Below are 13,222 nucleotides of genomic sequence, written 5' to 3'. Positions count from 1 at the left end.
AAATGCAGATTTCAAGATGGATCGCATCGGCAGCAGCAGCTGCCATGCTGGTGATGGCTGCCGGGGCCATGTCGGCGCAAGCACAGGAAAAGTTGAAGATCGCCACCGAAGGCGCTTATCCGCCGTTCAACACCATCACCGCGGATGGCAAGCTCGTCGGCTTCGACATCGACATTGCCAATGCGCTTTGCGCTCAGATGAAGGTCGAATGCGAACTTGTCACGCAGGACTGGGACGGCATGATCCCAGCGCTCCAGGCCAGAAAATTCGATGCCATCATCGCGTCCATGAGCATCACCGAGGAGCGCAAGAAGCAGGTCTCCTTCACCAACAAATACTATACGACGCCGCTTTCGCTGGTGGCCTTGAAGGACAGCGATATTGCCTCGACCGAACCCGCAGCACTCGCCGGCAAGACAGTCGGCGCGCAGGCTTCGACCACCCAGGCCGACTATGCCCAGGATGTCTATAGCAAGGCCGGCGCCGAGGCGAAGCTCTACCCGACCCAGGAGGAGGCGGTCGCCGACCTGATGAACGGCCGTCTCGATGCCGTCCTTTCAGACAAATTCGTGCTGATGGACTGGATGAAGAAGTCGAGCGACGGCTGCTGCAAGATGGTCGGCGACGTCAAGGGCACCGAGACCGAAGCCGGTATCGCCGTGCGCAAGGAAGACAATGCGCTGCGCGAAAAGCTCAATGCCGCGATCGATGCGATCGTCGCAGACGGCACCTACAAGAAGATCCAGGCCAAATATTTCGATTTCGATATTTATTGAGAGGTTGAAGGGTGTGCGTTCTTCCTTCTCCCCTTGTGGGAGAAGGTGGCCGAGCCCACGGGTCTTGCCTCCGGCAAGCCCGAGGACAGGCTCAGCTCGGTCGGATGAGGGGGTGTTCCAACACCTCATTCCGTCCAGCACCCCTCACCCGTCTCGGCGCCGCGCGCCGATCCACCTTCTCCCACAAGGGGAGAAGGAGAGGTGCCACCTTACAGCGCCTTCACCGCCACCTTCACCGGCTGCTCGATTTCAAGCGGGTTGCGTAGCGGCAGGCCGAAATCCTTGGCCTCGATCTCGAACACGTCGCCGGCCTCGGTCCTGACGCCGTCGGCGAAGGACAGGGTTGCCGTGCCGAACATGTGCACATGCACGTCGCCCGGCTGGCGGAAGGCCGAATATTTGAAGTGGTGATGTTCGAGATTGGCGATGGTATGCGACATGTTCGCCTCGCCCGACAGGAATGGCTTTTCCCACAGCAGCTTGCCGTCGCGGACGATGCGCGAGGTACCCCTGACGTCGGACGGCAGTTCGCCGATCAGGATCTCCGGCCCGAACGAAGCGTTGCGCAGCTTGGAATGCGCGAGGAAAAGATAGTTCACGCGCTCGGTGACATGGTCGGAAAACTCGTTTGACAGCGTGAAGCCGACGCGGAAAGGGGCGCCGTCGTCGCCGATGACATAGATGCCGGCGACTTCCGGCTCCTCGCCGGCATCCTCGGCGAAGGCGGGCGACAGAAGTGCCGCACCGGGCGCCACCGCCATGGTGCCGTTGCCCTTGTAGAACCATTCCGGCTGCACGCCCGTCTGGCCCTTGGCCGGCTTGCCACCTTCCAGCCCCATGCGGAACATCTTCATGGAATCGGTGAGCTGCTCCTCGCCGTCGGTGCTGAGCTTCTTGTGCATGGAATCGCGGGTCGCGGCGGAGCCGAGATGTGTCAGCCCGGTGCCGGTGAGGTGGAGATGCGCCGGGTCGGGATGGTTGATTGGCGACAACAGCCGCCCCTTCTTGTAGGCGGCATCGAGGTCGACCGCTTCACCGAAGCCCTTGCGCTCGATGAGGGCGACAAGTCCGGTGCCCGTGCGCGCGGCCTCCATCGCCAGCGAATAGACGCTGCGGGCGCCGTTGATGATTCGGGTCTTGCCGCCGTTGCGGGCAACGACGCGGATGGTCTCTGCGTCGTCGAGGATCTGGGAGATCAGCATGATGTACCCTCTCTCAATTGCCTTTGGCCTGGCTGCCGGGTTGGCAAACCTTGACCAGCGCGGCTCGGATGGTATCCGCGCCACTGGTGACTCTTCGTCCGGATTGCGCTCGCGGGCCCGGTCCCTGAGGGACTTCTTTGCGCCGCCCGGCAGCGCCGCGATGTGACCCGTGCCTCCTAAAAGCGCGCCGCGTTTGAAAGGGGCCCCGCTTTAATCCTTGTTTTTATGCATGTTGTTGTCCCAACAGGCTGCACACGTTTGGCGACATGCATGTGTTCCCTCGCCCCTCAAGCCTTGTTCTTGTTGTAGACGTCGAAGACCACGGCGCCGAGCAGCACCAGGCCTTTGACCACCTGTTGCCAATCGACATTGACGCCCATGATCGACATGCCGTTGTTCATGACGCCCATGATGAAACCGCCGACCACCGCGCCAATAACCTGACCGACGCCGCCCATCGCCGAAGCGCCGCCGATGAACACGGCGGCGATGACGTCGAGCTCGCTGCCGAGGCCGGCCGCCGGCACCGCCTGGCCAAGGCGCGCCGCAATGATCAGCCCGCCGAGCGCCGAGAGCACGCCCATATTGATGAACACCATCAGGGTCAGCCGCTCGGTCTTGATACCCGATAGCTGCGCCGCCTTGGCATTGCCGCCCATTGCGTAGATACGGCGGCCGACCGTCATGCGTTTGGTGACGAAGACGAACAGCGCGATCAGCACGCCCATCACCACGAGAACGATTGGCAGACCTCTGTAGGTGGCGAATTGGTACACCAGAAACAGCGCCAGAGCGCTGGTCACCAGGGTCTTGACGACGAACAGCGTGAAGGGTTCGGCTTGGTAGCCATGCCGCTCGCGGCTGCGCCGTGCCCTGAGTCCGAAATAGGCATAGGCGAGCACGGCAACGAGGCCGATCACGATCGTCGTCATGTGCAGCGTCAGCCCGCTGCCGACGATGGTCTTGCCGGCGGCGTTCACGACCGGCGGGATCAGCGTCAACGAGCCGATCACGTCCGGAATGAAGCCGGAACTGAGCGCCTTGAAGCCGGCTGGAAGCGGCCCCACGGAAGACCCGCCACCCAGCAGCGCCTGGCAGATGCCGCGAAAGATCAGCATCCCCGCCAGCGTGACGATGAAGCTCGGTATTCGGTGATAGGCGATCCAGTAGCCTTGTCCCGCGCCGATCGCGCCGCCGATGATCAGGCAGATGATCGACACCACCAGCGGATTGCTGAAAGGGCCGAGAGGCCAGATGACCATCATCATCGCCGCCAGCGCGCCGATGAAACCGGCGACGGACCCGACGCTGAGATCGATATGGCCGGAGACGATCACCAGCAGCATGCCCAGCGCCATCACGATGATGAAGCTGTTCTGCTGCACCAGGTTACTCAAGTTCACCGGCTTGAACAGCGTTCCGGACGTCGTGTACTGGAAGAATACCATGATGGCGATAAGCGCCAGGATCAGGCCGTATTCGCGCAGGTTGGTGACCAGCGCCGAGACGGCAACGCGCGGCCCCTGCTGCACATCTTCGGCGACGCCGCTTTTCGGGACGGGAGCGCTTTCGGTGCTCATGATGCTTTTCCTTCTCCGCGAACGATGGCGCGCATGATCTTTTCCTGGCTGGCATCGCTCGCCGCCATTTCGCCGACGATACGTCCTTCGTTCATGACATAGATGCGGTCGGTGATGCCGAGCAGTTCGGGCATCTCCGACGAGATGACGATGATCGCCTTACCCTCCGAGGCGAGACGCGCGATGATCGTGTAGATTTCATACTTGGCGCCAACGTCGATGCCGCGCGTCGGCTCGTCGAGGATCAGCACCTCCGGATTGGCGAACAGCCACTTCGACAGCACCACCTTCTGTTGATTGCCGCCCGATAGATTGCCGGTCATCTGATAAACGCTGGACGAGCGGATGTTGGTTTTGGCCTTGTAGTCGTTGGCGACGGCGAGCTCGCGCATGTCGTCGATCACGCTATGGCGCGACACGCCGGGAAGATTGGCCAGCGTGATGTTGTGCTTGATGTGATCGATCAGGTTGAGACCGTAGGTCTTGCGGTCCTCGGTGACGTAAGCAATGCCGTGTTCCACTGCCTTGCTGACAGAGGAGACATCGATGGGCTTGCCCTTGAGCAGTACCTCGCCCGTGATGCGGCGGCCATAGGAGCTGCCGAACAGGCTCATCGCGAATTCGGTGCGTCCGGCGCCCATCAGCCCGGCGATACCCACCACCTCGCCCTTGCGGACGTCGATGTCGATGCCCTTGATCACTTGCCGCTCGGCATGAATCGGGTGATAGACCGACCAGTTCCTCACCTGGAGCACGATCTCACCGATCTTGGGCTCGCGCGACGGATAACGGTCGTCTAGCGAGCGGCCGACCATCGAGGTGATGATGCGGTCTTCCGAGATGTCTTTCTTGGCCAGCGTCTCGATGGTCCGCCCGTCGCGGATGATCGTGACCTTGTCGGCGACCCGGTTGACCTCGTTGAGCTTGTGCGAGATCAGGATCGAGGTGATGCCGTGCCGCTTGAATTCGAGCAGCAGGTCGAGCAGCGCCTGGCTGTCCTTTTCGGACAGGCTCGCCGTCGGTTCGTCGAGGATCAGCAGCTGCACTTCCTTGCTGAGCGCCTTGGCGATCTCGACCAGTTGCTGCTTGCCGACACCGATATTGGTAATCAGCGTCTTGGGGTCTTCCTTAAGGCCCACCTTCTTGAGCAGAGCGCTGGTGCGCGTCTCGTTGGCGTTCCAGTCGATGACGCCGTATCTGGCATGCTCGTTGCCGAGAAAGATGTTTTCGGCGATCGACAGCATCGGCACCAGCGCGAGTTCCTGGTGGATGATGACGATGCCGCGGCGCTCGCTGTCGTGGATGCCCTTGAAATGGCACTCATCGCCGCGATAGATGATTTCGCCGTCATAAGTGCCGGATGGATACACGCCCGACAGCACCTTCATCAGCGTCGACTTGCCGGCGCCGTTCTCGCCGACAACGGCGTGAATCTCGCCTTCCTCGACGCTGAGGTTGACATTCGACAGCGCCTTGACGCCGGGAAACGTCTTGGTGATGTCACGCATCTCCAAAATCGTCGAGGCCATCAGGAATACCACTCCTCCGAGGTCCGGAAACAATACCGGGGTCACTCGCTAACGAAAAGGGGTCCTGCGTTACGCAGGACCCCGGTTTTACAACTGCGGTTACTTCAGTTCTTCGGCCTTGATGTAGCCGGAATCGACCACCAGCGCCTGGTAGTTCGACTTGTCGACCTCATGCGGCGTCAGCAGGATCGAGGGGACGACCTTGACGTCGTTGTTGTAGGTCGTGGTGTCGAGGCCTTCCGGTTTGCCACCCGAGAGCACCTTGTCGACGAGTTCGACCGTCGCCTTTGCGAGTTCACGGGTGTCCTTGAACACCGTCGAGTACTGCTCGCCGGCGATGATCGCCTTGACCGAAGCGGTTTCGGCGTCCTGGCCGGTGACGATTGGCCAGGGCTGATCGGCCGTGCCGTAACCGACGGCGCGCAACGAGGCGATGATGCCGCGCGACAACCCGTCATAAGGCGAGAGCACGCCATCGACGCGGCTGCCATCCGAATAGTTGGCGGAGAGCAGATTGTCCATGCGGGCCTGGGCCGTCGCCGCCAGCCAGCGGAGCGTGCCGACCTTGTCCATGCCCATCTGGCCGGACTTCACCACGAGGGTCTTGTCGTCGATCAGCGGCTGTAGAACCGACATCGCGCCGTCGTAGAAGAAGAAGGCGTTGTTGTCGTCCGGCGAGCCGCCGAACAGCTCGACGTTGAACGGACCCTTGTTTTCCGGATAGCCGAGGCCCTTGAGCAGCGATTTGGCCTGGATGACGCCGACGCCGAAATTGTCGAACGTGGTGTAGTAGTCGACATTCGCGGTCTTCTTGATCAGCCGGTCATAGGCGACGACGACGACGCCGGCGTCAGCCGCCTTCTGCAGCGCGTCCGACATCGTGGTGCCGTCGATCGAGGCGATGATCAGTGCCTTCGGGCCCTTGGTGATTTCATTTTCCAGCTGGCTGAGCTGATTGGGGATATCGTCCTGCGCATATTGCAGGTCGACAGTGTAGCCCAGAGCCTCGAGCTGGGACTTGACGGCGTCGCCGTCGTTGATCCAGCGCTGCGAGGTCTTGGTCGGCATCAGCACGCCGATGAGGCCTTCGCCTGCCTGCGCCGGGCCCGCCATGGCCGCGATGCCAAGGGCCGCGACGGCGGCCAGTGTCTTGATGATCTTCACATTAACTCTCCCTGGTTGATGGACGCGCACCCTGGGTTTCGTGGGCCGCGCGATCGTGCAGGAGCGCCAAAACGCGCCGCTGCCGCCATATCGATCTCCGGTATCCTCCCAATCGGCCCTGAGACTCCGGTTCCAGTCGATGCGATTTTTCTCGCTGGCGACGGTCAAGCCTCAGGACGCGCCAAGGGTGTGGCTCTTTGCCATAACTGTCAAATGCGATCTTTGGTGGTTGCTATACCCAAACTGATATACTGAAAGTGGACAAAGATCTGGCCGGATTGCCGGCCGGCCACGAGCGAGGAGCAAACGGAGATCATGGCGGCGCTACGGGATCCTACTGGACTTTCAGATGGTTATGGCGAAAGTCCCGGCAGGAGTGAGACCCTGCTGCGCAGCGGCCTCAGTCTTCGCCACATGCGCATGATCGCAGCCCTCGATGACCATGGCCGGGTCAGCGCGGCAGCCCAGGTCATGAACATTTCCCAGCCCGCCGCCTCGCGCATGATCGCCGAGATGGAGGCGGTGCTCGATGTCAAGCTGTGCGAAAGGCTGCCGCGCGGCATCACGCTGACGCCCTATGGCAAGGCGTTGGCGAGGCGCGCGCGTTCGATCCTGCTCGAGATGCGTGAAGTCGACCGCGAGATATCGGAGCTCAAGGCGGGCAAGGGCGGCTCGGTGTTCTTGGGCGCGGTGACGGCCCCTGCGATCGAGCTCGCCGTGCCGGCGATCCGCGAAATCCGGCGCATCTATCCGCGTATCGAGATCACAATGCAGGTCGAGACCTCCAATGTGCTGGCGCGCGAGTTGATCGCCACACGTCACGATTTCATCATCGCGCGCATCCCCGACGACCTTAATCCACGGCTGTTCGAGGCCCGCGTCATCGGCGTCGAAAAAGCCTGCCTGATCGTGCGCCGCGGCCACCCGCTGGCTAAGGGCAAGGCGGTGCGGCTGGAGGAGACCGCCGCCTACGACTGGGTTTTCCAGTCGGGCGGCTCGCCGCTGCGCCAGGCGATGGAGAGCAATTTCCTGAACCGCAACATCGCGCTGCCGGACCGCATCCTCAACACCAGCTCGCTGCTCCTGACCCTGGTCATGGTCGCGCAGTCGGACGCCATCGCGCCGGTGTCGATCCAGGTGGCGAAATTCATCCAGAACCCCGAGGGGCTGGCCGGCGCCATCGACGTCGTCCAGACCGAGTTCGACATCGAGGTCAGGCCTTATAGCCTGATCACAGTAAAAAATCGCGCGCTGTCGCCGGCAGCCAAGATGCTGCACGACTTCATTTTGAGAGAGGTAGGCTGACGGCGTTAAATCAAGCAATCCATTGCCGATCCACTGCATAGCTATCGCAGCTGCACGGTCTTCGGTCATGTCGCTTCAATTCAGAATATCGCTCGAGCGAAGGAACCACACAGGGCCGTGCCGCGTCATAGAAGCGGGCTCCTGTTGCAGCCCCAGCGAGACCATCGATGATCAGGCTCCTCCTCGTTTTCGCCGCGATGCTTGCCCTGGCTTGCGGCGGAGCGCGGGCAGCCAAGCTGGACCTAACCACCGTCAATCAAGCCCAGTTCGCCGCCGGCGAACCGAAGGATGCCGATCCGACCGTGTTGAAGGCGCAGATTCTCTTGGATCGCGCCCGCTTCTCGCCGGGCCTGATCGACGGCCGGCTTTCAGAGAACTTCGCCAAGGCGATCGGCGCCTTTCAGGCGGCGAACGGACTCCATTCCGATGGCAAGCTCACTCGGGAGACCTGGGACAAGCTCATGGCAACTTCCACCGACCCGGTGCTGGTCACCTATGAGGTGACGCGCAAGGATGTGCGCGGACCCTTCACCAGGCGTATCCCGGCTCGCCTGGAGAGGATGGCCCGTCTGCGGCGGCTCGGCTATCGCACCGCGGCAGAGAAGCTGGCGGAGCGCTTCCATGTCAGCGAACAGTTGCTCAGGATGCTCAATCCGGGCATCGGCTTCAGGAAGCCCGGCACGACCCTGGTGGTGCCTGATATTGGCCGGGGCGATCCTCCCGCTGGCGTCGCCCGCATCGAGGTCGACAAGGGCGCTCGCCTGGTGCGCGTGCTCGACCATTCCGGCAAATGGCTCGCAGTCTACCCCGCCTCGATTGGGAGTGATGAAAACCCGGCGCCAAGCGGCATGGCGGAGGTCAAGCGCGTGGTGCACAACCCCACCTATCACTACGATCCGGACTTCGCTTTCAAGGGAGTCCGGACCAAGCGGCCCTTCACCATCGCTGCCGGGCCGAACAATCCCGTGGGATCGGTCTGGATCGATCTCTCCATCGAAAGCTACGGCATCCACGGTACCCCCGACCCGGGCAAGATCGGCACGACCTTCTCGCATGGCTGCATCCGACTGACCAATTGGGATGCCGAAGACCTTGGCTCTATCGTGCAGCCGGGCACGAAAGTCGAGTTCAAGAACGAGATCGCCCATGCCGTCGACGAGATCGCTCCGTAGCAAAATGGATTGGCCACCCTCAAGATGCCAAGTCGATAGGAGTTCCAGATCCATTGAACATCGGCTTCGGGAAGAGAATTTGATCGAGGAAAGTCCGCTTTTGGTGGTTTGCAGTAGTCTGCCCTGCCATGTCGCCAATTGGATAAATCGAGTTCCACCGAGACTTTGGCAGGGTCAGGCTTCATGCTAATTTGATCCACCCTTCGTGGAGGTCAGTGCGTGTCGCAATTGGCAACTTTGCTGCTGGGATCGTGGAGGATGATTTCCTGGACTTATGAGGTCCTTGAATCCGGCGAAGTCAGAGACGCTTTGGGAAAGAATCCCAGAGGCGTTATCACCTATGCTGCGGATGGCCGAGTGATGGTCCTCGTGCTTAATGAAGATCGCATTACACCCAACGACCTTGTCCCTACTCCTGAAGAAAAGATCGAACTCTACGATTCGATGTTTGCCTATGCAGGGACATACACGGTCGAAGATGATCGAGTTATTCACCATATTGACATGAGCTGGAACGCGACGTGGGAGGGCACCCAGCAAGTTCGTTTCGTCGATACGGACAGTCGAATGCTGACTTACAAATCAGCCCCAGCGAAAAACCCCCTTGACGGTCGCGACTGCATTCACACCGTCAGGTTCGAGAAGATCGTTTCGCCTCATGACTAACGGTGCAACTCGCATAAGTCCGCCCGCGGGCGACGATAATGGCCCATCCGCATGACGACCGGAACGGTGAGCGGTCGTTTGGATCGTGTGCACCTGAAGGCGCGCAAGGGTGGACATGCGACCTCGCCGAAGCGCCGACGGCGATTCCAGGAACCGAAGCAAAACTAAAACCGTAAAACTGCCTGTAAAACTGGTGGGTTTCAGCTCTTGCTAAATCAGTCACAAACCTTTGCGGAACAAGCTGGAGCGGGTAGCGGGAATCGAACCCGCGCGTTCAGCTTGGGAAGCTGACAAGCTACCATTACATCATACCCGCGCAGCAGCCTCGTTACCACGCAAGCCGGCGTTCGGGCAATGGTTAAGCGTGCACTCGTGCCTTGCCGGCCGCCCGACTGTTACTCCGTCGTGGCAAGGGCATCGTCTGCGGCAAAGGCCGGCCAGTATTTCGAAATTGCCAGCGTGGCCCCGATTGAAGAGAAATGGCCATAGTCGAAATAAAGAAACTGGCCTGCGTCGGCGTAGGAGCAGCGTCCTGCACTACAGAGGAAATTCAGCGGATCGATAAAGGTGGCGCCTTTGGTAAATGCGCGCACACGGTTGTTGATGCCGGGATCCATGGCCATTGGCCACGATGTATCATCGAGATTTTCGCGCTTTGCGAAGAACGCGATTTTTCGAACATCGGTTATGAACTGCGGGGACTGGCCGATGACAAACACGCGCACGCCCAGACCACGAAGCGTATCGATCGTTTGCTGGAGACCGTCGAAACTTCTGGCCTCGTAGTCGGTCCACCGACCGCTGAGTACAACCGTCTTGATGCCGGCGTCCTGGACGATCTTCAGGGCTTGCTGATTGAACGGCATGCAATCCGGGCGTGCATAGGAGAAGTAAGAGAGGATCGGTGGACAGCCTGCGTAAGTATACTCCACGATGTTGGCCTGGAGCTGATTTATGTTGGCGTCCAGGCCTGAAACATAGTGGGCGGCGAACGAGTCGCCCCACAACAAAACGGTTGTTGGGAAGCCGCGAGTGCGCGTGCAATCCTCGATATTCCAGCTTTCGATCCGGCTGGAGCCCTCGTTGAAACAGGTGCCATTGCCCCAGTCCCCGACAGGAATCCGCTGTTGGGCATAGTCCGGAAACCGTTGCGGAAAGCCGTTGCCGAGCGCCCCGGCCGCCCCGCCAACGCAAAGAAGAGCGATTGCGCCCGCTGAAAAGGCGAAGATCGGCACCGGGGCGGTGAAGCTCCTTTTCTGCCGAAACGGCTGCTCGATGTACTTCCAGGAAAATGCAGCCAATGCGAAGCTTGCAACCGTCATCGCAACGGTCATCGACAGGTCGAGTTTTTGTAACGAAAGATAGTGCGCGAACGCATTGATCGGCCAGTGAACAAGATACAGCGAATAGGAGATGAGGCCGATCCAGACCAGCGGCCGAATTTCGAGTATGCGGCTGGCGATCGTCGAGGGGCTATTTTGGCCGACATAGATAAGGAGGGCCGTTCCGAGGCAAGGATACAAAGCGTTGTAGCCCGGGAACGGGTCGCTCTCCGAGATCGCAAAGAACCCGATGGCGAGAAGGCCAAATCCGGCAAGCCCGACCAGTTCCATAAGGAACCGGTTGCTCAAGGGCGGGGGCCGTTTCAGCATGAGCACCGCGCCCAGCATGAGTTCCCAGACTCGTGTCGGCAGCAGGTAGAATCCCGCGTTTGGCGCCAGCCATGTCGCCATGACCGCCAGCACGAAGCTGCCGAGAATGATCGGCAGGAGTATCGTCAGCCAGCGCTTGGCAAAATAGCGATAGATCAGGAACATCAGGATTGGGGCAAAGATATAGTACTGCTCCTCGACCGAAAGCGACCAGGTGTGCAACAGCGGTCGGAGCTCGGCATCGATGGAGAAGTAATTTGACGTCTTCCAAAAATAGATGTTCGACCAGAAAGTCGAGGCCGCTACGACGCTGAGACTGAATTCGTGCAGATCTGACGGCAGAAGAATGAACAATGCCGCAATGCAGCTGAGAAGCGTGACAAAGATCAGAGCCGGCAGGATGCGCCGGGCACGGCGCCAATAGAAGCTGATGATCGAAAACTGGCCGCGTTCAAGGTCGTCCAGAAGGCTTCCGGTGATCAGGTAGCCGGATATGACGAAGAAGATATCGACGCCGGTAAAGCCGCCTGGAATTGCCGAGATTCCGAAATGGAAGAGTACAACCGGCAGGACCGCAACGGCCCGAAGACCATCGATATCGCGCCTGTACTTCATTCAAGAAGTCCTGTGTTCGCAGGTCACGGCGAGACAGCGCAGTCCGTCCATCACCGGGCGATACGAGTGGGTCTGGCAGATCGATATCAACGGGTCACCCTCTGTCGCCTAATTTTGCTGCACTGCAGCATCGGTGTCAAGACTGGCGAGCAGACAATCCGGCCAACCCGCTGTCCGGGGCAACTGGAGTTGGTGACCGCCTTGATGCCAGCGCGGCAAGTGCGTATTTCTGGGCCTGTAACCGAATCTGGAGACACGCCTTGTCCGCACTAACGCGCTTTCTCGGCGATACGCCGCTCCGGGTGCTTCTGAAGCTGTTGGTGGTGTCGTTCCTCGTCGGCCTTGTCATGAACGCATTCGGCTGGTCGCCGATGGATGTGCTCTACGGCATCCGGAATTTCTTCGTCGATCTCTGGAATCTGGGCTTCCGCGCCATTGAGCGTTTCCTTGGCTATATCCTGCTGGGCGCGGCGATCGTCATTCCGGCCTTCATCCTGCTCAGGATCGCCAATTATCGGAAATAGAGCATGATCCCGAACCGAAGGTCAGCGTAGCAAAAAGTGGAAACCGGTTTTCGGAAAGGATCATGCCCAAACGATAGGCGCTCAGGCGAAGCCTGAGGCCACTTCGAACAGGATGGCATGGCGCGCGGCGAGGGCCGCTACGTCAGTCGAATAGCCGCCGCCGATAACGCCGCAGACCGGGATGCCGAGCGCGCGAAAATGACGGATCACCACCTGGTCGCGGGCGCGCAGCCCCTCGTTCGAGAGCGACAACCTGCCAAGCCGGTCCTCGGCATGGGCGTCGACCCCGGCATTGTAGAAAACGATGTCCCAGTGCGCCCTGGCGGTGAGTTCCGGCAGGATGCCGCGCAACCTTTCGAGATAGGCCGCATCGCCGGTGCCGTCGGGCAGGGCGATGTCGAGGTCGGAAGCGATCTTGCGCGCCGGATAGTTGCGGTCGCCATGCATGGAAAAGGTGAACACGCGCCGTTCATCGCCCAGAATGTCCGCCGTGCCGTCGCCCTGATGCACGTCGAGATCGACGATCAAAATGTTGTGGGCAGCAGCTTCGGCGAGCAGCACCAGTGAAGCCACGGCAACATCGTTGAAGGTGCAGAAGCCGGCGCCTTGCGCGCGCCGCGCATGATGGCTGCCGCCGGCGGTGTTGCAGGCGATGCCGTCCAGCAACGCCAGCCGCGCCGCCAGCACGGTGCCACCCGTTGCGAGCTGCGCCCTGAGCGAGACGCGCGGGCTCACGGGAAAGCCGATCTCGCGCTCGATTTTTTCAGGCACTTCGCAGGCCAGCACCTGGTCGACATAGCCGGTGTCATGGGCAAGCTTCAGCCATGATGCCGGCGCCGGTTCGGGCACGTTGAGCGCGTCGGGGCCGGTCAGTCCGCGCGCGCCCAAGGCTTCCATCAGCAGCTTGTATTTGCTCATCGGGAAGCGATGGTTGACGGCGAAGCCGGCGTCGTAGTCGGGATGATGAACGATCTGCAGGAGCATGAGCGGCAGGTGAGCCAGAGGCGGGTTTCGGTTGGCCGTAGTGGGATAAGTGG

At 60.6% G+C, this 13,222-nt stretch carries 11 protein-coding genes and 1 tRNA gene; 5 read left to right on the top strand and 7 right to left on the bottom strand.

All coding sequences use genetic code 11. The features are described 5' to 3' along the window. Positions 1-2 precede the first annotated feature (2 nt). Complete coding sequence (locus tag AC0L3I_RS03810) at positions 3-776, top strand: ABC transporter substrate-binding protein (RefSeq protein ID WP_473526041.1); 774 nt, start codon at positions 3-5, stop codon at positions 774-776. A 209-nt stretch (positions 777-985) separates the two neighbouring features. Here the strand turns inward: AC0L3I_RS03810 and araD1 are convergent, their stop codons facing one another. From araD1 to chvE, 4 genes are all read right to left on the bottom strand, one after another. Continuing rightward, on the bottom strand, positions 986-1,978 hold the full coding sequence (gene araD1, locus AC0L3I_RS03805) for an AraD1 family protein (protein WP_123146576.1): 993 nt from the start codon (positions 1,976-1,978) through the stop codon (positions 986-988). A gap of 287 nt (positions 1,979-2,265) precedes the next feature. Next, positions 2,266-3,558 carry a multiple monosaccharide ABC transporter permease gene (mmsB, locus tag AC0L3I_RS03800; protein WP_123146578.1) on the bottom strand — a complete coding sequence of 431 codons (1,293 nt, stop codon included), beginning with the start codon at positions 3,556-3,558 and terminating at the stop codon, positions 2,266-2,268. After that, a complete protein-coding gene (gene mmsA / locus AC0L3I_RS03795) occupies positions 3,555-5,087 on the bottom strand; it encodes a multiple monosaccharide ABC transporter ATP-binding protein (protein ID WP_473526040.1) in 1,533 nt (510 codons plus the stop codon). Before mmsA ends, mmsB begins: the two co-directional genes overlap by 4 nt. 99 nt (positions 5,088-5,186) lie before the next feature. Beyond that, positions 5,187-6,251 carry a multiple monosaccharide ABC transporter substrate-binding protein gene (gene chvE, locus AC0L3I_RS03790; protein ID WP_473526039.1) on the bottom strand — a complete coding sequence of 355 codons (1,065 nt, stop codon included), beginning with the start codon at positions 6,249-6,251 and terminating at the stop codon, positions 5,187-5,189. Between the two features lie 315 nt (positions 6,252-6,566). Here chvE and AC0L3I_RS03785 point away from each other — a divergent pair, with 315 nt between their 5' ends. From AC0L3I_RS03785 to AC0L3I_RS03775, 3 genes are all read left to right on the top strand, one after another. After that, entirely contained in the window at positions 6,567-7,556 is a 990-nt protein-coding gene (locus AC0L3I_RS03785) for a LysR family transcriptional regulator (protein WP_095493531.1), read from the top strand. Positions 7,557-7,723: 167 nt separating this feature from the next. After that, positions 7,724-8,728 carry a L,D-transpeptidase family protein gene (locus AC0L3I_RS03780; protein WP_473526038.1) on the top strand — a complete coding sequence of 335 codons (1,005 nt, stop codon included), beginning with the start codon at positions 7,724-7,726 and terminating at the stop codon, positions 8,726-8,728. 219 nt (positions 8,729-8,947) lie between these two features. After that, the gene (locus tag AC0L3I_RS03775) at positions 8,948-9,394 is read left to right on the top strand and encodes a lipocalin-like domain-containing protein (protein WP_133254697.1); all 447 of its coding nucleotides are present in this window, start codon (positions 8,948-8,950) and stop codon (positions 9,392-9,394) included. Between the two features lie 242 nt (positions 9,395-9,636). Here the strand turns inward: AC0L3I_RS03775 and AC0L3I_RS03770 are convergent. After that, positions 9,637-9,710: transfer RNA gene (locus AC0L3I_RS03770), tRNA-Gly, on the bottom strand. 79 nt (positions 9,711-9,789) lie between these two features. Further along, a complete protein-coding gene (locus AC0L3I_RS03765) occupies positions 9,790-11,661 on the bottom strand; it encodes an acyltransferase family protein (protein WP_473526037.1) in 1,872 nt (623 codons plus the stop codon). A 260-nt stretch (positions 11,662-11,921) separates the two neighbouring features. Between AC0L3I_RS03765 and AC0L3I_RS03760 the strand changes: the two genes are divergently transcribed. Next, positions 11,922-12,185: a DUF6460 domain-containing protein gene (locus AC0L3I_RS03760; RefSeq protein WP_192364333.1), complete on the top strand. Its 264-nt coding sequence runs from the start codon at positions 11,922-11,924 to the stop codon at positions 12,183-12,185. Between the two features lie 81 nt (positions 12,186-12,266). Here the strand turns inward: AC0L3I_RS03760 and AC0L3I_RS03755 are convergent, their stop codons facing one another. After that, complete coding sequence (locus AC0L3I_RS03755) at positions 12,267-13,169, bottom strand: histone deacetylase family protein (protein ID WP_473526036.1); 903 nt, start codon at positions 13,167-13,169, stop codon at positions 12,267-12,269. Positions 13,170-13,222: the final 53 nt, after the last annotated feature.

Source organism: Mesorhizobium sp. WSM4840, assembly GCF_055811755.1.
The sequence above is the reverse complement of the archived record's forward strand: the minus strand, read 5'-3'. Positions and strand labels throughout refer to the sequence as shown.